The sequence below is a fragment of the Lysinibacillus sp. FSL K6-1151 genome (assembly GCF_038630755.1).
In the GTDB taxonomy this organism is placed as follows: domain Bacteria; phylum Bacillota; class Bacilli; order Bacillales_A; family Planococcaceae; genus Lysinibacillus; species Lysinibacillus fusiformis_D.
This window is the reverse complement of record NZ_CP152040.1, coordinates 1,975,457-2,000,496: the sequence shown is the minus strand read 5'-3', so window position 1 is coordinate 2,000,496 and position 25,040 is coordinate 1,975,457. Positions and strand designations below refer to the sequence as shown.

Here is a 25,040-nt window from a genome sequence, read left to right as displayed (position 1 = left end):
ATAGCAGCTATCAAAAAATTTAATAGGTGTGTGACGAACAACATGAACATTGAAGACATTGCCTTAAAAATAGAGCTTTTAGAAAGGCAAAACTTAAGTAAATCCGCTGAAATCACCAATTATACACAATCTGCCTTAACTTCGAAGGTAAAAAAAATAGAAAGTGAAATTGGACAGGAGATCTTTAAACGAACACCACAAGGTTTAAAGCTGACGGAGGTAGGTAGCCATTATTTACAATTTTTAAAACAGGTTGCCCAAAACTATGAAAAATTTTTACAAATGATCGGACCTGCTCAAACGAGCCTCCATTTTGGAACTTCTCATACAACCATTAAAATTTATGGTGCATCCATTATGAACGAACTCCAAACGAGTCATAGTCCAATTGATGTCGATTTCACTGTCGAATCAAGTACATCTTTAAATCACAAAGTACATAATGCTGAGCTGGATTGTGCACTGACTAGTAATCCAACTAAACAGTATGCCGATTTAAACTATGATTTAATTGCGTCAGAAACATTTGAGGTCATTTCAAGCCCTTCTCATGTCATCGATTTTGAGCAACGAACGCCAGTAACACTACTCGTCTTAAGTAAAGGCTGTATGTATACACATGCATTGGCACAATGGCTAACAATGAAGCAAGTTCCTTTCACAATGAAAGAAATTAAATCCGTTAGTAGTATTCTTGATTTTTTAGAAATTGAGCATACGATTGCAGTCTTAAATACGAAATTATTGGCACTTTATCATTGCCCTGACCTGCACTTTTATGACATGGATGATCTCAATAAAGTAATTGAAACGGTCTTTATTTATCATGAAAACGACAGCAAGCATTCCTCTATTATGCAATTAAAGCAGGTAATAGAGTCCTTGCTTGAAACGGAATAGTATCGAATACAGCAAGGCTTCGCTAGTCCTTGCTTATTCTATATTAATGAAGGTGTTAGAACGAATAATACGTGGATGCTGTCATTGCTTTTATTGAGGAAACGATGTCGAACATTCGGCGGAATCCGCACAACATCCCCTTCCAATAGCTCATACTCTTCTCCTTCTAGCTCTACATAGCCTTGCCCCCTCATCATCACTGCTATCTCTTCTTTATCATTGTGACAATAATGACTTTCCGTGGTCACTGCGTGTGGATTTAATTCCATCATGAGCATGTCAATTCGAGCTTTCATAAAGTCAGGTGTTAATACATCATAGACAATATGATCCTTGTTTTCTCGATATATTTTTTTGCGGTTGTGCTTGCGTGAAATAAGTGTACTTGTATCGATATCATGAATAAAAAGTGTAAACAATGGTACATGTAAAGCCTTTGCAATTAACTCCAGCACACTTAACGATGGATTCGCTTGTCCACGTTCGATTTGACTAATTAAAGAAGTACTAATGCCTGCGTAATCTGCAAACTCTCTAATGGTCATACCATTTTTCTTCCGATAACTTAGTACGGTTTGTCCTAATTGATGATACTGCATGGAACGACTCCTTTTTATCATAATGTGTATTTTTCTAGTTTTGTGCTGATATTCTAAAAACCCTATTTTATTGAGGAAGACTACACTATAATAGGTTAGGCAATATTATTAATCTTGTTTATTATTATAAACAAATACATAGGAGTTCATCATGTTTTATTACATCTCTTTATTTTTTGCTGTCTTTGCATTATCGACTTCAGCTATTTTTGTCAAGCTTGCCGATGCGCCACCAGCCATTACGGCCTTTTATCGATTATTTTTTGCGCTGCTAGTGCTACTCCCCTTTTTATTAGCGCAAAAGGGATTGCGACAGGAAATGACGAGCCTCTCCAAAAAACAGTGGGGACTGGGCATTTTATCAGGATTATTTTTAGCCTGTCACTATGTCTTATGGTTTGAATCATTAAACTACACATCGGTGGCTAGTTCAACAGTCATTGTAACACTACAACCTTTATTCTCTTTAGTAGGAAGCTATTTTTTATTTAAAGAACGTTTTTCTAAAGGAGCAATTGTTGGCTGTTGCGTAGCCATTATCGGTTGTTTCATCATCGGCTGGCAGGATTTCCAGATTAGTGGACAAGCTCTTTATGGCGATATCCTTGCCTTTATAGCGGCAGGTATTATTACGGCCTACTTTTTTATCGGACAATCTGTTCGCAAGGATTTATCACTTGTTCCTTATTCGATCATTGGCTATGGAAGCAGCTCCATCTTCTTAGCGGTATACGCCCTCTTTATGCAGGAATCGTTCTTCGACTATTCAGCATCCACTTGGTGGTCTCTTGTAGGATTAGCCGTTATTGCAACGATTTTTGGGCAAACCATTTTTAATTGGCTATTGAAATGGTTAAGTACAACCGTTATCTCGATGAGTATTTTAGGTGAAACGATCGGTACATGTATATTAGCTTATTTTATTTTAGATGAGATGATTTCTGTTCAACAAGGGATCGGCATTATCGTCATTTTACTAGGACTTGCGCTCTTTTTACTGCAACAACGAAAATCTCATTAAGACAAAACAACGGCAAAGGCTGCCGTTGTTTTTTTATTGCAGGGACTTTTGGGCAAAGCCAAAGGAAGTCCCCGTGTCGTTTGATTGTAATGAAACGTCGATGTTCAATGTTTTGGCAATGTCCTGTATAATTTTGAGCCCAAGTCCTGCATAATCGGCATCAGGCTTGAAGCCAACTCCATCATCACACATGAACACTTGACCATTGTTTATTGAAACCTCTAGCTGCGTTGCTTGGGCATGCTTTAATGTATTTTGGAAGACATTATCAAATAAACGTTGTAGCCATAATTCATTGCTAATCCAAATAGCATGTGGGTCATCATGGTGAAAATGCAGGGCTATGTTTTGCATGCGATATAAATAACGCCACTTCTTCATCATCGTTTCTAGTAGCTGTACAAGCTGGATTTCCTCCTGGACAACAAAGGAATTTTCACTTGTATCAAAGGCTTGTAACTGAAATGCATTTGTTAAATTCGTTATATAGTGGATTTGTGCATTTAAGGATTCCACCAATTTCGGCTGCCCTTGTAATTGATCTTCTAGAAAAAATAACTGTAAACGTATGGCCGTCAAGGGCGTATGGATGTCATGTCGTAACTTTTGCAGCAGCTCTTTTTGGAGCTCCTGCTGCTGCGCTAACTCTAATTCTCGGTAAGTCGTCCGCTCAATTAAGAGATTGACAGACTGCATAAGCTGTCCTATTTCATCCTCACTACTAACTGTTAACGTATTTGGTATCCGCTCATTACTAGCTAATTCCCGTATCGTTTTATTGAGCATCGTGATTTTTGACAATAAAGAATGGATAGTTGTTGAGAATAATAATGCTAACAGTCCTAATGACAGCACAAACGCTACGAGCATAATAGGATAGGCAAAGGATTCATGAAACGGAATGCCTTCATTTTTCAATTTAAAGACCTTGTCATAAACAACAGCTATAGCCACACTAATGCTTAATAACACAATTGGTACACTAGCAATCGCCAAAAATAATAAAGTACGGTATTTCGTTTTTAAGGTCATTTTTTGATGTAGGTATTCAAACGATACCCTTCTCCATAAATATTTTGCACAATGCTGCCTGCTGGATCATGTAGCTTTGCTCGAATCTTTTTAATATGGACATTGAGAATATTATGATTGCGTTCATCCAGTGGCCAAAGATAGTCGAAAAAATGATCCTTTGTTAACACTCTGTCTCGATTGTCAAATAAATAAAAGAACATTTTCCGCTCTATCGCTGTCAATGCAATTTCATCATGAAGATTTTGATTAAACACTTTACGCCGCTCCCCATCAATAAATAAATGCTGGATTTGCGTCAATATACCATATTGCTGGCTCAACATTTTTTGCATCCTAAGCAAAAGCTCACGCGGGTCAAATGGCTTTGTCAAATAATCCTCCCCGACCGTTAAGCCCTCTAGCTTACTATCAATATCATTTCGTGCCGATAGAAAAATAATGGGGATATTTAAGCCTAATCGTTTAATATTTTTGCTTAATTGATAGCCATCCTCTCCTGGCAGCATAATATCCATAATGACTAAATCCACTTGCTGAATGAGTGACATAATGTCTCGACCATCTGTTTTCCAAATCGCTTCATAGCCTTCTCGCTGTAGTATTTTTTGTAGCAAATCCCCAATCATTTGATCGTCTTCTACAATTAAAATGGTAAATCCTTTCATATTATCGACCTTTCTTATCAGCATTCGTTTTCATAAATATCATGGCTAGTTGATAGATTTCATCGGGTTGATAAAGATAAATACTATGTGTGCCACTGACCTCTTCCACCTGTGCATAGGTGAATTGCTGTGCAAAGTCTGCATAATCCTGCCTTTTCTGCTTCGTATATTGCGAATCTTTATTGTCTTCTGCAATGGCATCAATCAGCAAGATTGGCGTGTTTTGCGGCTTTGGAAGCTGTTCTGATTGTAAACTATTTTCATAGACCTGTAACAGCTCATTTTTCATATCCTCATTAAAAAACTGTCTAAAGGACAATGCCTGATACATTTTCTTTTCCTCTGCTGTTAAAAAGGACATTTTCAATACTTGCGGATTATAGACCTGTGATGGCAGAAGTCGGTGTAAACCCATTCTAGTTGCTAGACTCATCCCCTTCACCATCCATCTATCGACGGTTCCCATTGGATGCTTTACATATTGACTAGGTAAACCAATGTCCAGCGCGATGATTCCCTTTACTTCTTCGGGGTATTTTTGTGCCCAGTAAATGGCTTCTAGCCCTGAAATGGAATGTGGTACGAGTATATAAGGAGGCCGAAGACCACTTTGTAGCAGAGCCTCTCGTGTTTGCGCTAGGATTGTCTCAATGTCTCTTGCATCATGGGCTACATCACTATAACCATAGCCAGCTCGATCCACTACGGCTATTTGATGGTGCTGTGAAAACTTACGGTACAGCCCCTTTAACTCATACACTGGGGCTGCAATACCTGAGCCTGCCATAAATACATACGTGTCCTCGCCAACTCCCTCCTGATAGACATTAATTTGATGACCATCGACGTCTACTAGTGTGCCATTATTTTGTAAAATAGCAGATTCCTTCTGTACTAAATGATAATGGTAGATCCAAACAACCACCATTCCAAGCATGATTAATGCTCCTATGTATACCAATAATTTCTTTAATTTCTTCATACGTAGCTCCTCTCCGTTCATACTTGCAAGGATACACATTAAAAATAAATTTCTAATTAATTTTTGGAGAAAAATTATAGTTGCACACTTCCTAAAATGACTCAGCCATCTGACCCCGATTGAATATCGACACCAGATGGCTAAATAGCTTTGAACGATTCATTTTATTCCAATAGTAAAATCATTAGTAGTATAATAGGACACTGTTAAAGCATTTGGACTAGCTATCTCTAAATATCATCTGTTTACTTTTTTTAACTTCTCTGTAATATCTAGTATTACTGCTCTTACCACTTCCTTTTATTTAAATACAATGAAGGCCGCAATAATGTTACACCCTCTTTTTTGTTAGTATTTTTAGACGTCTCCTGTATATATACGTTGCAGTGATTCCATCAAAAAAACTGCCTACATTGAGATAGGCAGCTTTCTTAGTATTAAGCATCTGGATAGTTTTTTTGTACAAAGTCGATGGTTTGTTGTATAAGGGCTTTTAGGATGTCTTCATCCACATCCGCAAGCTTATTAATATACACGCAGGCTTTCCCCGTTGTGTGCTTGCCAAAGTGCTGTAATAGCTGCTCTCGCTCATCACCTGGGGCAAAATACAGGCTAATTTTTGCTTTGCGTGGGGAATAGCCAACACGGGGTGCATCCCCTTCATGGCCTGTTTTGTATTTGTAATGATAGCTACCAAAGCCGATAATACTCGGTCCCCACATTTTGGCTTCATAGCCTGTGACCTCTGTAAAAATGTCCAATAACCGAAAGGCGTCTTCTCGTTTTTGTGGATGGTCCACATTTTCAATAAATTCAATGACACTTGCATCTGTTTCTTTCATTTTTAATTCATACATGTCTATCCCTCACTTTCTGGAAGATGTACCTTTATTATTCCCTATTCTACCTGCTCTAACAATAATTTTTGCTGGAGATGACGATAAATGCCCTGCTGCTGCATTAACGTTTGGTGATTACCTTGCTCGACAATTTCCCCCTGTTGAATGACGAGAATTTGATCGGCATTCTCGATTGTTTTTAAACGATGGGCTATGACAAAGCTTGTGCGTCCCTGCATCAAATGCTGTAAGCCTTTTTGAATATCGACCTCTGTTTGCGTATCCACACTCGATGTCGCTTCGTCCAAAATTAAAATATCAGCATTCTCTAAAATAGCACGAGCAATGGCGATGAGCTGGCGTTGTCCCTGACTTAAATTAGCGCCACCTGCCTGCACAGGTGTATCGTATTGGGCTGGTAAATATTTAATAAAGTGATGGGCATTCGCAATTTTCGCCGCTTCCACGACCTCTTCATCTGTGGCATCTAGCTTCCCAAAGCGAATGTTTTCACGAATGGTGCCAGAGAACAAATACGTGTCCTGTAAAACTACGCCTACTCTTTGGCGAATGGTCGCCATTTGATAGTGTTCGATATTGTGCCCATCAATCAAAATTTCCCCTTGATCCACGTCATAGAAACGCGTCAGTAAATTAATAATCGTCGTTTTCCCTGAGCCTGTTGGACCAACAAGAGCGATGGTCTCTCCTGCCTTGGCATGGAAGTGAATATTTTTTAACACAGGCTTATTTGGCTCATAGCTAAAAGATACTTGCTGGAAAATAACATCCCCTTTGAGCGATGCTGCCTCGATGGCATGAGGCTGATCTACTACCTCGGATGGTTCATCTAGAATCTCAAACACACGCTCTGCACCAGCAATGGCCGACTGAAAGGTATTTAACAGATTCGATAACTGATTAAGCGGACGGAAAAATTGCCGTGTATACGTCACGAAGGCGGCAATGATCCCAACTGTAATGATGCTCTTCACGGCTAAAAAGGCACCCGTTCCGATAACGACGGCTAAGCCCAAGTTATTCATAAAGTTATTAATCGGTCCTAATAAGCCAGAGGTAATTTCTGCACGTTGGGCGGAGTTTCGCAGATTTTCGTTTTGCTGATGAAACGTATCAATCGTTTGCTGCTCCTTCCCAAAAAGCGTGAGGACCTCCGCACCCGTAATCATTTCCTCAATATAGCCGTTCAGCCTGCCAAGATCCCGTTGCCTTGCTGCATAATTTTTACTACTGCGCTTAATAATTTGCTTGGTCGTGAACACAATAAGCGGAATAATAATCAATGTCACAATGGCTAACTGCCAGCTCAATGTGAACATCGCAATACTGACACCAATGACAGTTAAAATAGATGACACGATTTGCGTCACACTTTGTGCAAGAGCAGTATTTAAATTATCAATATCATTTGTGACACGGCTCATTAAATCACCAAGTGCACGCTGATCAAAAAATCGTAATGTGAGCGTTTGAAGCTTATGAAACAGTTCCAGCCGCAATGTCCGAATTGTTTTCATCGCCACATGAATCATGACATAGGTTTGCAGCCATGTCAGAATAGATGCTACTGTAAAAATAACAGCTAAGACGATACCTAAACGGATCGTGCCGTCGATATCCTTTTTCATAATATAATCATCAATAATATGCCCAATCAAATAGGGCCCTGCTAGACTTAAAAAGGTAGAAGCAACGACAAAAAAGATGGCTAAAAACATCCCTATTTTTTGCTGTTTGACATAATGCCATATTCGGAACAATGTTGCTCTTTGATTTTTCGCCTTCTCAGATGGCCCTCCGATACGTGGGCCACGTCCAAAATTCATTTGCTTTGGTTGATTTTGACTCATTTTTGTTCACCAGCCTTTTGCTGCGACGCATAAATGGCTTGATAATGCGTATTGGCTTGTAGTAACTGCTGATGGGTTCCTTGCCCAACAATATCGCCATCCTCTAAGACCAAAATCATATCAGCCTGCTGTATCGAGGCAATTTTCGACGCTACGATCATTGTCGTTGTGTCTTGATACTGTGTGGCAATAGCCTGCTGCACATGCTGCTCCGACGCACTATCGAGCGCGGAGGTAGTATCATCTAGCACTAGAATGGCAGGCTTACGAATAAATGCACGGCCTAAAGCAAGGCGCTGCTTTTGCCCGCCCGATAAATTTGTAGCTCCCTGTGACAATTCATGGGCTAAGCCTTTATCAAGTCGCTCCACAAATTCACTCGCACAGGCTGCCTCTATTGCCTGTTGTATTTCCTCGGCTGTCGCTTCATCCTTGCCGAGTCGAATATTTTCTTCAATCGTTCCAGAAAACAATAACGCTTTTTGGGAGGTAAAGCCGATATGCGTACGTAATGTTGCGAGGGCATACGATTTGAGTGGTCTGCCATCTAGGCGAATTTCACCATCTGTTGGATCAAATAAGCGAGGAAGCAGCTTTACTAGCGTTGATTTGCCACTACCTGTTTTTCCAATGATGCCTACCGTTTGCCCAGGCTTTACAGAAAACGAAATTTTTTTGAGGACATCCTCTGCTGTATCATAGTATCGATAGCTCACCTGATCGAAGTCAATCGCACCTTGTATGGATGCAGAAATCGCCTGTTCCGATTCCTTCACCGCTATGTCTTTATTTAAAATATCCACAATCCGTTCGCCTGAAGGCAATGCTCGTGCAATTTGCATTAGCACCATACTAGAAGACATTAAGCCATTTAAAATAATCGTTAAATAGTTGATAAACGCCAGAATGACCCCAACTTTCAAAGTACCCGCCTCTACCTTAATGGCCCCAAGCCAAAGTGCAGCTACAATGCCCAGATTGACAATAAACATCGTAAAGGGCACAAGTACCCCTACGATTTGCTCTGCAGTGATGAAACGCTTTGTCAGCGCCTCATTTAATTCTCCAAATTGTGCCACCTGCTGTGTCTCACGACGAAACGCTTTGACCACACGAATACCCGCCAAATTTTCCTGTAGCTTCGTATTGACCCCATCAATCGCCTCCTGAACACGACGATACAGCACACCAGAATACTTCGTAAAAAAATACATGGCGATCATCAACAATGGCACGATAATGAGAAGGATGGAAAAAAGCTCACGCGCTGTCACAAACACGATAATCACTGCTCCGATAAAAAGCAAAGGCCCACGCACAAAAATACGTAGCGTCATCATAAATGCGCGCTGAATACTTTCCACATCACTTGTTAAAATCGTAATCAGCTTCCCTGTCGTAAACGCATCCCGCTCCTTGGCTGAATACGTCATCATCTTCTCATAAAGAGCCTGTCGAACATCCGATGCAAAATGAATCGCAGCCTTCGAGCTGTAGTACGAGCAACCGACTCCACCAATAAGCCCCAGCACTGCGCTACCAAGCATCCAGACAAACATAGTCAATACATAACGATTATCCCCATTGACAATCCCTGTATCAATCATATGCTGCATGATGGTTGGCTGAATTAAATCCATCGTCACCTCTAGCACCATCAATAACGGCGCAATCAAAGTGAAAAATTTATAAGGCCCCAAATACTGCCCTAACTGTTTAACTACCTGCATACATTCGTCTCCGTTCTATTTAAATCCCATTCGTTCCTCATTATAACTGAAAATCATTCCCATTTGGCAATAATTTTTCGGGTCTCGTAATATTTACAACCCTATCGCTATCTAGTATATTTTTAGCCAGTTAATATTCAGTTTATTGATGTCATGTATGATCTGTTTGTAGATATAGGGGGAAATTCCATGGGAGCATCACTAGCAACGAATGTCGAGTGGGCAATTGAAGCCAATCGTTTGGTTAAGCTTTTTGGAAATAATCGTGCTGTTGATGGTGTCGATCTGAACGTTCGTGCTGGAAGCATTTACGGTGTGTAGTGATGGTGGCAATCTTGGCCCCTCTCACAATACGTGCTTATATGCGCAGGACATAAACCTTGAAAATAAAAGCTTTGTAAAAAACAAGGGAACGCCCGGATGTGGACGTTCCCATTGTTATGCCAATAAAGCTGCGTTTTCCTGGCCATGCTCCTTGCATTTTACTTAGGATGACCATTGCTCGAAGCAAGCTCTGTTACAGTGTAATGATGCGTAGTTTTTCGAAGTTTCGCAGGAAAAGCTTTTGTGCCTGTTGCTCTTTATTAGGATCAATGCCTAGCAAAGTGACCGTGCAGGGCCCTGCGGATTTTGTACAATCAACAGAACTTTCAACACGCTGCCCCCTAAATAGACGGGCGAATTCTCCTTGCAGCCCCTTTGATCCAACGGGCCATACTTGCTGAACCATTTCCGCTCGCCATGCCTGAAAAATTGGCTGCAACTGTGCAACATCTTCAGGCTGCGCCAACACTTCCTCGCCCACAAGTGGCAAGCCATAGGTGTACCAGCTAAGCTGTTCATGGTCAAATGCACAGCGCTGTTGGCTCTCCCCTAGCATCGTAATAGCTAAACCTGACTGCAGTGTGGGCATATTGGATTCTGTACTACCTGCAATGGCTGGACATGTAAGACCCGCCTCTTCAAACACTTGCTGAATGCCTTTCTCATAGCGTGACCATGCGGCATCACCAGAAAAATTAGCAAGTAGTATTTGGATGGGCAATGCCTGCGCGGCAAGCTGCTCTAAAAACGATACACGTGCCGTCATATAGGCTGTCAATTGATCGGATGCAGACACAATATCCTGAGGTTTTTCCCCAATGGTTGCCGCATTATCCATTGTCGCAACCAACGAGCCTACTTTCATCGCATTTCTCACTGTACACGACCTTCCTTACGCACAAAAACCTTTGACAAAACGGGCATAACTACAGCGACAATCACTAAATTGATTACCGTTGCCATCAGAATACTCCCTAACGCTCCCCAGAAAAATGCTGGGCTAATAATAAAATAAAACGGAAGTGGCGCCACAATGCCGTTTAATACTAGGGCAACGGGCCATTTCCAAAAATGCATGCCTTTTTTATGCATCACACCAAAGATCCAGACAACCATCAACATTTCTACGGCAATTAGTAAATGTAGAGGACCTAGTGGAAATCCAGCCGTGAGCGCTGTAATAAAATGACCGATCAGCCCAGCGACACCTGCTAGTAGCGGTGATAAAAAGACAACCCCTAAAAAGGCTGGAGCCGAGTCTAGAGCCGCCGTTGAAATAAATGTTGGCACTTTAATCATTGCCCCTACAGCACAAATGGCCGCTACCATTGCCGTCAATATCCATTTCCTTAATCTTTGTCGTTCCATGCCTTTTCCTCTTTTCTATTGAGTGCTTACCTTATTTCAGCTGTTCAGCCAATCCATACCAAATTCGTACAACTTGCTCTGCTTCCTTGAACAAAGCTTGGTATAAACGACCACATGTATCTCTTAGTAGACGTGCTTGCTTTTCCATCGGCACAACACCACGCCCCATATCCGTGACAATGAGCACTAATCTACATTGTTGTTCCAATGTCTGTACTGTTGCTAGCACCGTTTGAACCACTTGTTCATCTTCCTCCAAATTTTGTGTCACGAGCCATCTTTCTAAATTTTTTATGACGAGGACATCACAGGCTGGTGCCACCTCTGGTAATTCGCCATCAAGCATTACCATCTGATGCTGTTCATACAAACCCTTCACATAGTCGGTTTTGCCGTTATAGGCGCCTCCGATAAAGACATGCATCTTGCTCCCTCCTCCCAAGCCTTTCTTGAAAACGTTAAAACAAATTGTTTGTCATGTGGCACTTGATAGGACCAAAAAGGCTGCTCTGTTGGGGCAAAAGCAACGAGTAACGCACGAATGACCCCGCCATGAACAACTAAATAATAATGATCCTCATCCTTTGGTAAATGGTTGAAGCCGTCTATAACACGCGTTACAAAATCATCAAACGCTTCGCCTTGTGGTGGGGGCGTGTGAATCGGATCGTCAAGCCATGCACAATAATGGGCATTCATTTTTAATTCCTCATAAGTTTGCCCTTCAAACGCACCAAAGTTTGTCTCACGAAAGCGTGGCTCTGTCTGGTAGCTTGCATTCGGAAAATAATGAGCCGCTGTTTCTCGGCAGCGTAGTAAATCACTGCCATAAACCTTATCGACATTCGCATCTACAACAGCAAGCTCGGTTGTCGCTGCTAATGGTGCGTCCGTCCAACCAAGATAGCGCTTTTCTAAATTTTCTTTCGTTGGTGCATGCCTCATTAAGCACACAGTAACAATGTCACCCATAGCACAACCTCCATCCCTTCAATCGATGCACCTAGTAAATCACCTGATACGCCACCAAAATTACGCAACGTAAATTGGCGAAAAATAAAAAGCGCAATGGCTAAAACGATCACTAATATAATGGGTAGCAGAGAGAACTCAGTAAAGACAAATACAGCCGTTATAGCTAAGAGGAGCGATAACAGCAACCATATTTGCAATAGCTTGGCATTAATATGAGACTTAAAAAAATAGGCAAGGCCTTTTTCCTTGGAGCAGTGGAGTGACATAAAATAAAAGCTCATACCCACCCTCGTTAGAAATGGCACAAATAACACCATCCATAAAGCGAATTGCTGCTGTACAAATAGCTCATGTAGAATGACAAATTTACCCATTAATAAAAACACGACAGACAATACCCCGAATGCCCCTACACGAGGATCATCTAAAATCTCCAATCGTTTCTCTCGATCTCGATAAGAAAAATAGGCATCGCCCATATCGATAAAGCCATCTAAATGTAAACCACCTGTCCATAAAGCAAATAGCCCTATGACAATAAAAGCTAGCATCACTTCACTGCTTGCGGTCCACTGCGTGAGACTATACAGCACGGCTGCCACCGTCGTCCCCATCAAAGCCCCTATCCACGGTAAGCAAGCGAACATGCCTGTGATGGTGAACCTCGTTAATGGCAACTCTTTATGTACTGGCAAAACCGTAAAAAATTGAAATGCCAATAGCAGGCTATGCCAAAAATTTTTCATCGTCTTGCCCTCTTTCTCGATTTATTTCCACCTCTTCACAATACCGTCATTCATCTCATAGGCCTCCCGTGCCATTGCAACGAACCATTGATGGAATTGTCCGAGTGTTCGTCGGTATAATTCTACTTCATCACTATTATAAGGTGGCTCATCAAACAGTTCATTGGAGACAACAAAAAAAGTCATGTTCTTCTTTAGTAGTGACTGAATAGCCTGTTTAACAACCTGTAGCTTATTTTCTAAACACCCAGGCCGTTGTACACACGGTGTCCCACTGTCATAGCCTTCATAAAAAGCATTGGTGAGCCAAGTTGTGACGCAATCCCACAGCACCACATCCCCATCTTGAAGTGTCTCAAACACCTCTGCTATCGCATATGGGGCCTCCACCGTCAGCCATTGGATAGGCTGTGCCTGTCGATCTGCCTGATGACGATGAATCCGCTTCTCCATTTCACGATCTACAGCAAGACCAGAAGCCAAATATATCAAACGTTTTGCAGTACTAAACTGCGTTTGATATTGCTGCATCGCTACTTGCTCAGCAAAATGAGATTTACCACTACGCACACCACCTGTAATAAAAATGAGTGGCATTTTCAGGCACCTCCTATTGTAAATGATGCAAATTACCGATATCTTGGACAAGCCATTGTTGAGCTTGTCGTTCAATCACTGTCACACTCGTCCCATGAATATATGGCGCTGCCCACAGCTCACTAATGCTACGCTGTAAAATGGCGTTGATAATACATTTAATGGTGACGGCATGAGAGACAATGAGGATTGATTCATCCCGATATTGGGCTGCTATTTTTTTGAGTGTAAACATCGCTCTTTCTGTCACAGCGCCGAAGCTTTCGGTATGAGTAGCAACAAACTGTGCTGGATAGTTTGTATATAGCTCATAATCCAGCTTATTCGTCGCCATTATCTCCTCAATGGTATGACCTTGCCATTCCCCTAAATAGATTTCTCGTAAATCATCTTCATAGACAATAGGCAGCTGGCGATTAGCTGTGAGAATAGCCATCGTCTCCCTCGCACGACCACTTGAGCTACAATAAGCAGCAGCAAAAGGGATCTGTTGCAGTTGCTTGTGTAGCCGTTCAGCCGCTGCTCTACCGTTTTCTGTTAATGGTGAATCCAGCCACCCCTGTAGTCGTTGCTCTTGATTCCATTGTGTTTCCCCATGTCTTACTAGATAAAAAGTTGTCACTTTTCTCTCCCCTTATTTGCGCTAAACCAAGCTTGCAGACAATTATGTAAAGAAGTCATGGCCGCAATATCTTTTATTCCAATACGGAACCATTCACCCTGTAAACCTTGAAAATTTTTCGTATGACGCAGGACAATACCTTGTGCTAGACAATAGGTGAAAAAGGTATCTGCCTGCTGTGTTTTTGGTAGTGAGAAGCACACATAATTGGTAATGCTATTGGTTACTTGACAGCCATTTTCTTGTAAATAACGATGCAGCCATTCTCTTTGCGCTGTCGCATAGCTAATGGCTTGCTGACAATAATGCTGTTCATCTAAACAGCTCGCACCAATAACAAGCGCAAAGGCATTTAAATTCCAATGAGGCAGCATGTCCTTTAAAGTGCTCACAATGGAAGCATGTGCAACTAAATAACCTAGACGTAAACCTGGAATCGCATACATTTTAGTCATCGAACGTACGACAATGACATGCGGTTGTTGTGTACTATTATGAATTAGCGAATACGCCTCATCTACCCAATCCATAAAGGCTTCATCAATGACAAGCTCACAGTTAACGGCAGCTCCATGCTCTATTAAGGCAAGTAAATCTTCTTTTTTCGGCAGGACGCCCGTCGGATTATTAGGTGTACAAAGATAAACTGCGTCTGCCTTCATCATTTCATGCTGTAGCTGCTCCATAGGTAATGTGTACTCGATGAAGTCTGTCACCAAAACGGGCACAATATCAGCACCCACTGCACGCAATGTTCGCTCATATTCAGAAAAAGTCGGATGCACAATGATGACACGCTTTTTCGCATAGCGTCTTGCTAGCACACTAAAAAGCTCTGATGCCCCGTTACCTAATAGAATCGTATCCTTTGCCACTTGATGAAAAGCTGCAACCTTCGTTAAAAAGGGCTCTCCATCAGGATCTGGATAACGTTGAATTAGCGGATAAAATGTACGCCACCGTGCCTCCACAAAGGATGGCGGTCCCGCGGCATTCACATTTTCACTAAAATCATACACTACTTCAGGCATAGTTAAGCCTAATTGCTGATACACATTATGCGGATTTGCTCCGTGATTAGGTAATAGCATAAATGAACACCTCCACTGCTAACATGACAAGCGTAAAGAGAACTGTGGCAACGCGCATATGAAGAATAGATGTAGCAATATGCTCCTTTGTTAAAGGAACTAATTTTTCTCCCATAATTGCTCGATGAGAGACAACACCCTTATACGTATTTTTTCCACCGAGCTGTACACCGAGCTGCACAGCCGTCGCTGCCTCTAAATAGCCACTGTTTGGACTTGGATGCTTTTTCGCATCCTGTGCCCATCGCTTTAAACGCTTGCCAAGCGAATAATTTGTTTCATTTTTTGTGCCAAGCACAATTAGCAAGCCTGTAATACGACTTGGAATAAAATTCAGCACATCATCCAGCTTGGCAGAGAACATGCCAAAGTCTTTGTATTTTTCATTTTTATAGCCGACCATCGAATCTAATGTATTGACAGCCTTATAGCCCCATAACCCTATTGCCCCAAATAAAAAGGCATAAAAGAGCGGTGCTGTCACGCCATCGCTTGTATTCTCAGAAACCGTTTCTACCACACCACGCACAATTTCATCTTCATCCAGTTTTTCGGTATCACGTCCAACAATCCACGACAGCTTGACACGCGCTTCCGCAAAATCACCTTTGACAAGCGGCTCATAGACAGCCATTGCCGCCTCCTTCAAGCTACGCTGTGCCAATCCAATCCCAATGAGAAGCCCTTCTACTAGAATGCCAAAAATGATACTTACCTGATAACTAAGGAGCAGAATCAATGTCACTATAAACATGGTCGTCCCAACAACAGCAAGTGCCATCACCATCCCACGCAGCTTTCGCCATTTGCCCTTATTCCATAGAGCTGTTTGCGATTGAATCAAATGTCCAATCCAGCGTACAGGATGGGGAAGCTTTGGAGGGTCTCCTACTACTAAATCGAAAACAAGCCCTATGATACAGGCAATTACGATAGCAATCATCAAGCTCTCTCCTCCTTATCTTTTTTGTATTTCCTTACAGCCTCACGCATCGTTTCATAGACGCCATAGCCAATGACCTTGCCGAGCATCGTAATGGGGCCTGCATACTGATGGTAGTCCCCCTCTTCTGTGGAGGCAATTAGCAAGCTATCGGTAGAAGTACCTGTAGCTTGCGTACCTGTTGTTGGGTCTGTAATAGCTTCATCCACTAACGCCTTCACCTTGGCTTCTGTTGTTGAAATCATTGCCTGAAATAGTGCTTCATCCGATAGCTTTCCGTTGATGAGCACCCATGTATTAATCGTCCCTGCATGGTACTGCTCCTCCCGATGAAAAGCACGTGTAATATCGACCGCATTACCTAGCCCCGCAGTAATCATAATGACAAGTTGGATGCCTTCAAATGTAAAGTCGCGAATGGTCGCAAATTGGGCCTGAACGGCCGTCATCATGGCTACAGTGTTGTGGAGCGGAAAGCCCTGTACCTGCAAAAATTGCTGTAATTCCTGATGGGGTTGCCGTTCATCATAAGTAATGGGTACTGTTCGATTCATGAGATGCGTATAATGTCCAAAGCCTGGATTATGCATGGCGGAGGATACGACCTTCATAGGTGAAGCTGTTTGAAGAGCAACATAATGATCAAATAGTTGAATATGGTCTTTCGTCAGTATAGGCATTTCATCGCCTCCTCGCACGAGATAGTTACGGAACATAAAAAAACAAATTCTTACAAAGAAGAATTTGTACTGTCGATTCTTTATTCAAATTTGAACCTTCTGAACGTATGTACAGAATAACAACTTCATAATACTCAAATTATTTATTTTCTTTGAAATTGTATCATAACTTTGGCTATTGTCACAATTCCAATTTCAAAGCGTTATTGTTGCTTTTGTTTGAGATTTTTAAAGCGGATCACAGAGCCTATAATAATAAAGACCCAGCCAATGCCAATGTAAACAATTTTCATTGTTTTGGTCGATGACGGTAAAATATCCATAATCGTTAAACAGACAAAAAGTATCCCAAGGATGGAGAAAAGCATCCCAATTGTTAAATTCTTCACGAAAAACCCTCCCAACTTATGTACGCCCTCGATTTTACCGTATTCTAAGCAAAAAGAAAACACTAATCCAAGCAAGAAACACTTGGATTAGTGATGATTGTGTCATTTTGCTTTCGCATGAGCAAAAAACTCTTCATATAATGCTTGTAAAATACGGTTTTCATATTCCTGAAGGACCCCAAATACGAGGCTGACTTCAGAAGAACCTTGATTGATCATTTCAATATTTGCGCCAGTTTCTGAAATCGCTGTGGCAGCACGGGCAGCTAAACCTGTATTATGACGCATCCCTTCGCCAACAATCACGATCATCGAAAAACCGTGACGCATTTCTACATACTCAGCATGTAGCTCTTCTTTCACACGACTAATAATACGTGCTTCATTTTCTGGAGTTAGTTGATTTGAACGCATGATGACAGAAATATCGTCTAAGCCAGACGGTGTGTGTTCATAAGAAATATTCTCATCTTCTAAAATTTGGAGCAGCTTTCGTCCAAAGCCTACTTCACGATTCATCAAATATTTAGAAACATATAAAGTTGAAAAGCCACTGTCTGCCGAGATTCCTGTAACGGGACGACCTGTTGCAGGACGGCTTGGTACGATACGAGTACCTGGGGCTAATGGATTATTTGTATTTTTTATGTTAACGGGCACCCCAATCTTGTAGACAGGCATTAACGCTTCATCATGGAACACTGAAAAGCCTGCATATGATAATTCGCGCATTTCGCGATACGTAATTTCTTTAATTTCCACTGGATCATTGACAACTTTCGGATTCGCAGAGAACACACAATCCACATCCGTAAAGTTTTCGTACAGCTCCGCTTCAACGGCTGCTGCTAAAATGGAACCTGTAATATCAGAGCCACCGCGGTCAAATGTTCGCAATACGCCCGCTTTAGTGTAACCGAAGAACCCTGGGAACACAATAATTTCTTTTGTATCTTTTAAAGGGGCTAAATTAGCATACGCTTCGGGTAAAGCAAATGTGCGTTCAGGCAAATCATTGACCACTAAACCTTCTTTTGGACTAATGTAACGTGCGGGCATACCAATGGCATTAAAGTAAGCTGCTATCAGCTTGGCATTATTATCTTCACCTGCTGCTTTAATACTATCGATGAATAATTCCACGTTCGTTTTGTCACCTTGTACACGTTCACGTAAATCTTCCGCAATTACGTCACAAATGGCATGGTCTAATCCCAAACCATCTGCAATCGCTCGAAAACGATTCACAACAGTTTGCAATTTTTCTTCCGTATTCTCATGTTGTAACGCTGCATTTGCTAATTGTATTAATAGGTCTGTTACTTTTATATCGTCATCAGAACGTTTCCCTGGTGCTGAAACGGCAACAATCTTACGTGCCGGATTAGATTTCACAATGTTTGCCACTTTTTGAATTTGTTCTGCACTTGCTACAGATGTTCCACCAAATTTACACACGATCATATCTATCAAATCCTAACTTTTCAAATTAATTGTATTCCTCCAAAAAACAATTGAATGTACACAGTGTACAAATTATCGTTTCCTACGTCAATACAATTTAAAAAATTCACGCAATTTATCGAGAAATATGGACAATTTTCGTACTGTTTGATTTATTATACGGATTTCGCATGAAATAGTTAAGGTTTTTATGAATTTTTTTTCGTGACATTCACATATTCGTGAAATTTTCCATTTTGACTTTCTTCTATATAATGAAGAAAACGCTTACTCCAACTATGATATGCACAAACAGCCACTATGTTTGTGCTATTTTATATGTAAAAAAGACGACTTGAGCAGAGTTCTAACGCTTGATTTCAAGGGCGTTATCTCATTCACAGAGTTTCTTGCCCTTCCACGAGGATTCCTCTTCCCTCCGCGAGTATTTCTCTTCCTTCCGCGAGTATTCCTCTTCCCTCCGCGAGTATTCCTCTTCCCTCCGCGAGTATTCCTCTTCCCTCCGCGAGTATTCCTCCTCCTTCCGCGAGTATTCCTCCTCCTTCCGCGAGTATTCTATTAATCATTGAAGTTCTCGCTCAATTGCTTGGATGCAACAATCTTTCATGAGCAGCTGCCTTCCTCTACATAAAAAAACTAGGCTCACGTTATGTGATGCCTAGTTTTACTTGTGCTATTGGATTACATGGCTGTCCAGCCACCATCGATCACTAGCTCTGCGCCTGTCATGAAACGAGATTCGTCAGATGCTAGGAAGACTACACCATAGGCTACATCTTCCGGTTCACCGAAGTATGGTAGTTGTGTGTAAGTTTGATAGAATGGCAGTGCGCCCCCCTCTACCATTGTCGGTGCTGTCATCGGTGTGACGATAATGCCTGGGTGCACAGAATTCACGCGAATTTTATCTTTGCCGTATTCGATAGCAGCTGATTTAGAAAGTACACGCAGCGCACCTTTTGCTGCTGTATAGGGGCTTGTACCAGCCATCCCAACGATTCCACCAATGGAAGAAATATTAATGATTGAACCGCCGCCCGCTTTTTGCATTTCAGGAATCACGTATTTCATACCAATAACACAGCCATTCAGGTTGATATCCATAATTTTATTCCATTCAGCCATTTCCATGTCAGCCATCGTTTTTGGTGATGAAACGCCTGCATTGTTGACAAGAATATCGACTTTGCCGTAAGCCTTTACAGCCTCCGCAATTACTGCTTTCCACTCGTCTTCTGAAGTGACATTATGTGAAAGCCCCATAATTTCTCCACCATTTTCTTTAATTTCTTTAACTAAGTTATGCAATGGCTCGATTTGCACATCTGTTGCAATTACCTTTGCGCCTTCTTGTGCGAATAATTTTGCTTCGGATGCACCCATCCCCATTGCTGCTCCTGTAATAATTGCTACTTTCCCATTTAAACGACCCATAATAAAAACTTCCTTCCTTCTATATAAATGAACAATTCGTGAACACGTTAACAACTAGTTGTATTATCGACACTGTGTCGTTAATATAATTATAACTCGCTATTTAAAAAGGGCAAACAACACAAAAACCTGTTATGATGCTTACACAACATTCACAATAAATCTGTTGTTTAAATAGAAAATTTGATACAAGGAGCATAAAAATGTCGAAAAAAATGGACCCCCGCGTCATCCGAACACGCCAATTATTAAGAGATGCACTGGTGGAATTAATTGATGAACAAGGCTATGAGAAGATTACAGTTCAAGATATTACACAACGAGCCACATTAAATCGTGCCACTTTTTATTTACACTACCGTGATAAGCTGGACCTTCTCTATCAAAGCTCAGAAGAAACTTTGCATGAGCTTGTCAGTAGTATTCGTCCAAACTTTGAGGAGAAAAAGGATTTTGATTTATTACCAAATTATGACCAGCCTCACGAGACATTTATGCATTTATTTGAACAAATAGCGCTGAATAGTAAGCTTTATAAGGTTTATCTCACGGAAAAGAATATCCCTTATTTCTCTGATGGTTTGAAAAACATTATTATCAATTTCGTCTCAAGTGGCATTCAAATTATGGAGCCTAACGATCAAAAGCTAACAGTGCCCCGTGAGATGGCTGTACGGTTTTATGCCGCTGCCTTTCTTGAAGTGATTGTTTGGTGGTTGGAACATGATATGCCGTATACACCAAAATTTATGGCGACCCAGCTCATGCGTATTACCATTAAAGGGCCTTATATTGACAACCCCTTTGAAAAGTAAAGAAGATTTGGGTATAGGTTAAGCCCATACCCAAAGGACTTACCTATGCGCCATTTAGTAATCTTTCATCAAACATTAATTGTATTTGAATGCCGAACGGGTCTTCGATAATGCCATAAGCTTTACTAAAAACATTACTGGATAACGGAACAATGATTCTTACTCTTTCATCTGACGTTAAGCTCTTATAAAAATGCTCCATTTCTTCTAGGTCTGCGCTCTGTATACATAATGAGGAATGATTTCCTACTACATAGTGTTCCGTAACATCCATTGTAGCTTCTGCTAGCATTAGCTTTGTTTTGCCAATTAATAAAACAGCATGTGCTATATACTGTTTATTTTCTTCTGTAAGACGCATTGTCTTGTCACGTTTTGCCATATCCTCATATGTCACAAGCAACAGTTCCTCCGCATTCAAATGTTCTTTGTAAAATTGGACAGCTTCTTTTGCCTTTCCGTTCATGGATAAAAAAATAGCGACTTCAAGTGTGGCACTCATCGTATCAATCTCCCTTAGTAAAATAGTTAGATAATAACTCCATTGATATTACCTAACCCTTATTTTAGAATATAAAGGTATCAAAACATGACACCTTTTAAGGAGATAGCCATGAAAAAATCAGAACGACTTAATGATATGATTAGATACTTAAATGGTCGGGAATTTTTTAATTTAACGGATTTAATGACTACCTACAGCATTTCTAAAAGTACAGCGCTACGTGATGTTCATTCTTTAGAGCAATTAGGCATGCCGATTTTTGCCGAGCATGGAAGACATGGACGGTATGGCATCTTAAAAAACAGGCTATTATCCCCTATTGTTTTTACATTGGATGAGGTGTATGCTTTGTACTTTGCTATGCTAACATTAGAATCTTACCAATCAACACCTTTTCATCTAAGTGTTAATCAATTAAATGAAAAATTTGAAAGCTGTCTGTCTAAACATCAAGTAGAACAGATGCATCAAATGAAAAAAGTCCTGCAATTTGAAGCTAACCAACATCATCATATTAGTCTTTTTTTAGATAAGATTTTAATGAGTATTCTTCATGAATATGGCTGTCAATTTCAATATCAAAAAAATAATGAGCAAAAAGATTACTATGTTCAATTTTTCGAAATATCTGCTAAATTTGGGCAATGGTATGTAACTGGCATAGAAGTGGATACGAAGAAAGTGAAGGTTTTCAGATGTGATAAAATAACGTCCATTGAAATAATAGATAGTAGCATGCACTTTTCTCTAGACGCACTAATCAATCGGTCATTAGAAATGGATCAACCAAAGAAACGTATTGCATTTGAGGTAGAAATTTCAGCACAGGCAAAGGATATTTTTTATAAAGAACATTACCCTTCTATGACACTAGAAATGGATGATAAAACTGTAATTAAGGGCTTTTACAACCCAGGAGAAGAAACATTTATCGGCAATTATTTTATGAGGTATGGTCAGCATATTATCTCCGTGAAGCCCAAAGCATTACAACAAATAATCCAAGACCAAGTAGAGAATCTCCTTCATCACTATCAAAAATTAACCTCACATTAGCCCATAAAAAATCCCGAACTATATGATTTGACTAGCTCGGGTTTTCTGTCTATATTGCTCGATCCACATAAGACCGTTAGCAAAAGCTATAAAATGAATTCAATTGATCAGTTTTTTTGCACCATAGATCATAAAGCTCCCCCGCTTTACTTTTCATTAAACTCAAATTCAATTTTCCCTTCTACCAAACGGAGTGACGCATTAAATTGTTTGCCACTCTTTGATTTAAACCCTTTCATCACAGCTGTTTTACCAATCTTACATAAATCATGAATATTCTTCTCCGTTAGTTTTTTTCCTAATAGCCTTCCTGGAAACGTTTGCTTACAACCATTTTTATAATTCGAACAACCGTAAAAACTTTTACGCAAACCTATTTTTCCTACTTTACATGTCGGACACATCACAATATCTTTCACAACAGCTGGTTTAAACTGCTCCGCTTCAATTGTAAGTGACTCTAACTGTTTAGGCACTTCCGCTATTAATTGATTAATAAACTTGCCTATGCTTTCAATAAAATGTTTGGCTGACCCTTCTCCATGACCAATTTTATGTAAATAAATTTCCCATTTTGCCGTCATCGATGGACTTGACAGTAATGTTCCTTCAATTGCTCGACATAAAAGCGCACCCTTAGGCGTAATACTCACGATATTTTTTCGTACTTCAATAAATCCATGCTTTTTAATCGTCTCGATAATGCCACTACGAGTTGCTTCCGTCCCAATACCTTCAATCGACTTCAGCACCTCGATTTCCTCTTCATCCTCAACCGATTTACCACATGTTTTCATCATCGTAATGAGTTGACCTTCTGTATAAGGCTTAGGAGCCGTTGTCGTGCCTTCTAAAATAGAAACCATACTTTGTACCATCTCATCTTGGAAAACAACAGGTAACGACTCTTCACGCTCCTGCAACTCTTTCTCACTTGAAAACAATTCTTTCCAACCTTTTACGAGCTCTGTTTTCCCTACCGTTTTAAACGCAACGTTTTTGACATTCGTTATGATCGTTTTTTCGTCGTATTGATAATCTTGGTGAAACATAGCGAGTGTCGTATTGACGATTTCAAAATAAATATTTCGTTCATCCGCATTCATGGATTGTAACGCTTTTTCTGTCGGCACTTTTTTCGTTGGGATAATAGCATAGTGCTCCCCAACGTTGGCACTATCGACGTAGCGTTTGTTATTCCCACGGTTGATTGCATGAAATGACTTTCCCACGAGCTGCTGATAGTTGGCCAATGAGTCATTTAAATAGGCAAACTCATGATGTGTAATGAGCTGTGAATCGGTACGCGGGTAAGAAACGAGCTTTTTCTCATAAAGTGATTGCGTAAGTTTCAACACATGCGATGGACTGTATTTCCAACGTTTATTGGCAGCAGCTTGTAATGTTGATAACGCATGTAGTTTAGGTGGTGCGATCCGCTTCATTTTGTTCGTTACACTTGTAATTAGACCCGTATCCAGCGGTTCAATCCCATGCTGTTGCAATAATTGCACAGCCTCTGCACGCTCTTTTGTTTTTAAATTTGCCTTCCCTTTATATACACCATTTTGTGCTGTAAAAACCCCTTCAATTTCATAAAATTTTTCAGGCTTGAAATGTTCGATTTCCTGCTGTCTTTTATAAATTAAATAGACGGTTGGTGATTGCACACGTCCGATGGAGATACTACCCCTAAAGCCCTTTTTTTGTAAAAGTAGCGTATAGAGGCGACTACAGTTCATACCTACTAACCAATCGCTAATTTGACGTGTTTTTGCTTCTTGGTACATGAGCAAATCACGCTCATTACTTTGCATATGATTAAAACCTTTTCGAATTTCCTCAACCTCTAATGAATTGATCCATAATCGTTTAACAGGCTTGTTGACTTTCGTCATTTTTAAAAGGGAGTAGAAGATATTTGAACCCTCACGTTCACTATCGCAGCCATTATAAATCATGGTTACTTGCGGATCATTAAAGATTTTTTTGACTGCATGAAATTGTGTATACATTTTAGAGACAACTTTATCTTCAAATTTTTGTGGAATGATCGGTAATGATCCCAGTGACCATTTCTCCCATTCCTTCTGATATTCTTTTGGTTCCTTTAATTCAACAAGATGACCCACTGCCCAGGTAATGACTGCACCATTAGGAAAAGTTGAACAAGGTTCCAGTTCAATAAATGTTTTCTCTTTTTTCTTTATTTTAAATGCATCTGCATAAGCCCTTGCTTGAGATGGCTTCTCTGCCAAAATGGCGATTTTCCCCATTGATCATCACATCTTCTTTAAAATAGTTTCGTAGCTTTTCTATAAAAACATAAAACTCAACTAATCAGATTAGTTGAGTTGATGGTGAATACCTTACTACTATTTTACTTTAA

27 protein-coding genes and 1 pseudogene are annotated in these 25,040 nt (G+C 40.5%); 5 read left to right on the top strand and 23 right to left on the bottom strand.

Translation table 11 applies throughout. The annotated features are described in order from the left end of the window. The first annotated feature begins 42 nt into the window (after positions 1-42). Positions 43-900, top strand: coding sequence for a LysR family transcriptional regulator (locus tag MHI04_RS09565; RefSeq protein ID WP_036129007.1), 858 nt, complete (start codon positions 43-45; stop codon positions 898-900). Between the two features lie 38 nt (positions 901-938). Here MHI04_RS09565 and MHI04_RS09560 read toward each other — a convergent pair whose 3' ends face one another. Beyond that, on the bottom strand, positions 939-1,499 hold the full coding sequence (locus tag MHI04_RS09560) for an XRE family transcriptional regulator (protein ID WP_036128998.1): 561 nt from the start codon (positions 1,497-1,499) through the stop codon (positions 939-941). 151 nt (positions 1,500-1,650) lie between these two features. Here MHI04_RS09560 and MHI04_RS09555 point away from each other — a divergent pair, with 151 nt between their 5' ends. Beyond that, positions 1,651-2,520, top strand: coding sequence for a DMT family transporter (locus MHI04_RS09555; protein WP_058845023.1), 870 nt, complete (start codon positions 1,651-1,653; stop codon positions 2,518-2,520). Positions 2,521-2,553: 33 nt separating this feature from the next. Here the strand turns inward: MHI04_RS09555 and MHI04_RS09550 are convergent, their stop codons facing one another. The 6 genes from MHI04_RS09550 to MHI04_RS09525 all read right to left on the bottom strand — a co-directional run bounded on the left by MHI04_RS09550 (position 2,554) and on the right by MHI04_RS09525 (position 9,642). Next, on the bottom strand, positions 2,554-3,552 hold the full coding sequence (locus MHI04_RS09550; protein WP_342535598.1) for a HAMP domain-containing sensor histidine kinase: 999 nt from the start codon (positions 3,550-3,552) through the stop codon (positions 2,554-2,556). After that, positions 3,549-4,220, bottom strand: a complete 672-nt coding sequence (locus MHI04_RS09545; protein WP_342535597.1) for a response regulator transcription factor — start codon at positions 4,218-4,220, stop codon at positions 3,549-3,551. Before MHI04_RS09545 ends, MHI04_RS09550 begins: the two co-directional genes overlap by 4 nt. A gap of 1 nt (position 4,221) precedes the next feature. Then, entirely contained in the window at positions 4,222-5,202 is a 981-nt protein-coding gene (locus tag MHI04_RS09540; RefSeq protein ID WP_340810963.1) for an alpha/beta hydrolase, read from the bottom strand. Positions 5,203-5,639: 437 nt separating this feature from the next. Further along, complete coding sequence (locus MHI04_RS09535; protein WP_036129019.1) at positions 5,640-6,059, bottom strand: DUF1801 domain-containing protein; 420 nt, start codon at positions 6,057-6,059, stop codon at positions 5,640-5,642. A 41-nt stretch (positions 6,060-6,100) separates the two neighbouring features. Then, positions 6,101-7,912, bottom strand: a complete 1,812-nt coding sequence (locus tag MHI04_RS09530; RefSeq protein WP_342535596.1) for an ABC transporter ATP-binding protein — start codon at positions 7,910-7,912, stop codon at positions 6,101-6,103. Beyond that, the gene (locus MHI04_RS09525; RefSeq protein ID WP_342535595.1) at positions 7,909-9,642 is read right to left on the bottom strand and encodes an ABC transporter ATP-binding protein; all 1,734 of its coding nucleotides are present in this window, start codon (positions 9,640-9,642) and stop codon (positions 7,909-7,911) included. The genes MHI04_RS09530 and MHI04_RS09525 overlap by 4 nt, the downstream gene beginning before the upstream one ends. A gap of 189 nt (positions 9,643-9,831) precedes the next feature. Here MHI04_RS09525 and MHI04_RS09520 point away from each other — a divergent pair. Continuing rightward, a pseudogene (locus tag MHI04_RS09520) lies at positions 9,832-9,960 on the top strand (daunorubicin/doxorubicin resistance ABC transporter ATP-binding protein DrrA); the annotation flags it as partial. Between the two features lie 199 nt (positions 9,961-10,159). Here MHI04_RS09520 and MHI04_RS09515 read toward each other — a convergent pair. The 14 genes from MHI04_RS09515 to MHI04_RS09450 form a co-directional block, all read right to left on the bottom strand. Continuing rightward, a complete protein-coding gene (locus MHI04_RS09515) occupies positions 10,160-10,843 on the bottom strand; it encodes a hypothetical protein (protein WP_249645781.1) in 684 nt (227 codons plus the stop codon). Beyond that, positions 10,840-11,334: an ECF transporter S component gene (locus MHI04_RS09510; RefSeq protein ID WP_058845017.1), complete on the bottom strand. Its 495-nt coding sequence runs from the start codon at positions 11,332-11,334 to the stop codon at positions 10,840-10,842. The genes MHI04_RS09515 and MHI04_RS09510 overlap by 4 nt, the downstream gene beginning before the upstream one ends. Before the next feature lie 31 nt (positions 11,335-11,365). Then, positions 11,366-11,758 (bottom strand): bifunctional adenosylcobinamide kinase/adenosylcobinamide-phosphate guanylyltransferase, encoded by a 393-nt coding sequence (locus tag MHI04_RS09505; protein ID WP_342535594.1) that lies wholly within the window; start codon positions 11,756-11,758, stop codon positions 11,366-11,368. Beyond that, positions 11,710-12,306 carry a histidine phosphatase family protein gene (locus MHI04_RS09500; RefSeq protein WP_249645782.1) on the bottom strand — a complete coding sequence of 199 codons (597 nt, stop codon included), beginning with the start codon at positions 12,304-12,306 and terminating at the stop codon, positions 11,710-11,712. Before MHI04_RS09500 ends, MHI04_RS09505 begins: the two co-directional genes overlap by 49 nt. Continuing rightward, complete coding sequence (gene cobS, locus MHI04_RS09495) at positions 12,279-13,055, bottom strand: adenosylcobinamide-GDP ribazoletransferase (RefSeq protein ID WP_036129034.1); 777 nt, start codon at positions 13,053-13,055, stop codon at positions 12,279-12,281. The genes MHI04_RS09500 and cobS overlap by 28 nt, the downstream gene beginning before the upstream one ends. A gap of 21 nt (positions 13,056-13,076) precedes the next feature. Continuing rightward, positions 13,077-13,652, bottom strand: a complete 576-nt coding sequence (locus MHI04_RS09490; protein ID WP_342535593.1) for a bifunctional adenosylcobinamide kinase/adenosylcobinamide-phosphate guanylyltransferase — start codon at positions 13,650-13,652, stop codon at positions 13,077-13,079. 13 nt (positions 13,653-13,665) lie between these two features. Continuing rightward, positions 13,666-14,274 carry a histidine phosphatase family protein gene (locus MHI04_RS09485; protein ID WP_342535592.1) on the bottom strand — a complete coding sequence of 203 codons (609 nt, stop codon included), beginning with the start codon at positions 14,272-14,274 and terminating at the stop codon, positions 13,666-13,668. Then, positions 14,271-15,365, bottom strand: a complete 1,095-nt coding sequence (locus MHI04_RS09480) for a threonine-phosphate decarboxylase (protein WP_342535591.1) — start codon at positions 15,363-15,365, stop codon at positions 14,271-14,273. Before MHI04_RS09480 ends, MHI04_RS09485 begins: the two co-directional genes overlap by 4 nt. Continuing rightward, on the bottom strand, positions 15,352-16,308 hold the full coding sequence (gene cbiB / locus MHI04_RS09475) for an adenosylcobinamide-phosphate synthase CbiB (protein WP_342535590.1): 957 nt from the start codon (positions 16,306-16,308) through the stop codon (positions 15,352-15,354). Before cbiB ends, MHI04_RS09480 begins: the two co-directional genes overlap by 14 nt. Next, positions 16,308-16,988 (bottom strand): adenosylcobinamide amidohydrolase, encoded by a 681-nt coding sequence (locus MHI04_RS09470; RefSeq protein ID WP_342535589.1) that lies wholly within the window; start codon positions 16,986-16,988, stop codon positions 16,308-16,310. The genes cbiB and MHI04_RS09470 overlap by 1 nt, the downstream gene beginning before the upstream one ends. Before the next feature lie 203 nt (positions 16,989-17,191). Next, entirely contained in the window at positions 17,192-17,377 is a 186-nt protein-coding gene (locus MHI04_RS09465; protein WP_036117327.1) for a hypothetical protein, read from the bottom strand. A gap of 102 nt (positions 17,378-17,479) precedes the next feature. Further along, on the bottom strand, positions 17,480-18,841 hold the full coding sequence (locus tag MHI04_RS09460) for an aspartate kinase (RefSeq protein WP_036117325.1): 1,362 nt from the start codon (positions 18,839-18,841) through the stop codon (positions 17,480-17,482). Positions 18,842-19,218: 377 nt separating this feature from the next. Further along, entirely contained in the window at positions 19,219-19,407 is a 189-nt protein-coding gene (locus MHI04_RS09455) for a hypothetical protein (protein ID WP_342535588.1), read from the bottom strand. A gap of 115 nt (positions 19,408-19,522) precedes the next feature. Beyond that, complete coding sequence (locus MHI04_RS09450) at positions 19,523-20,275, bottom strand: glucose 1-dehydrogenase (RefSeq protein WP_036117323.1); 753 nt, start codon at positions 20,273-20,275, stop codon at positions 19,523-19,525. Between the two features lie 203 nt (positions 20,276-20,478). Here MHI04_RS09450 and MHI04_RS09445 point away from each other — a divergent pair, with 203 nt between their 5' ends. Next, positions 20,479-21,090, top strand: a complete 612-nt coding sequence (locus MHI04_RS09445) for a TetR/AcrR family transcriptional regulator (protein ID WP_036117321.1) — start codon at positions 20,479-20,481, stop codon at positions 21,088-21,090. Positions 21,091-21,133: 43 nt separating this feature from the next. Here the strand turns inward: MHI04_RS09445 and MHI04_RS09440 are convergent, their stop codons facing one another. Continuing rightward, positions 21,134-21,592 carry a VOC family protein gene (locus tag MHI04_RS09440; RefSeq protein ID WP_089932319.1) on the bottom strand — a complete coding sequence of 153 codons (459 nt, stop codon included), beginning with the start codon at positions 21,590-21,592 and terminating at the stop codon, positions 21,134-21,136. A gap of 111 nt (positions 21,593-21,703) precedes the next feature. On the opposite strand from MHI04_RS09440, the gene MHI04_RS09435 reads away from it, so the two are divergent. Beyond that, on the top strand, positions 21,704-22,651 hold the full coding sequence (locus tag MHI04_RS09435; RefSeq protein WP_342503878.1) for a WYL domain-containing protein: 948 nt from the start codon (positions 21,704-21,706) through the stop codon (positions 22,649-22,651). Positions 22,652-22,797: 146 nt separating this feature from the next. On the opposite strand, the gene topB is transcribed toward MHI04_RS09435, so the two are convergent. After that, entirely contained in the window at positions 22,798-24,927 is a 2,130-nt protein-coding gene (topB, locus tag MHI04_RS09430) for a DNA topoisomerase III (protein ID WP_342535587.1), read from the bottom strand. Between the last annotated feature and the right edge of the window lie 113 nt (positions 24,928-25,040).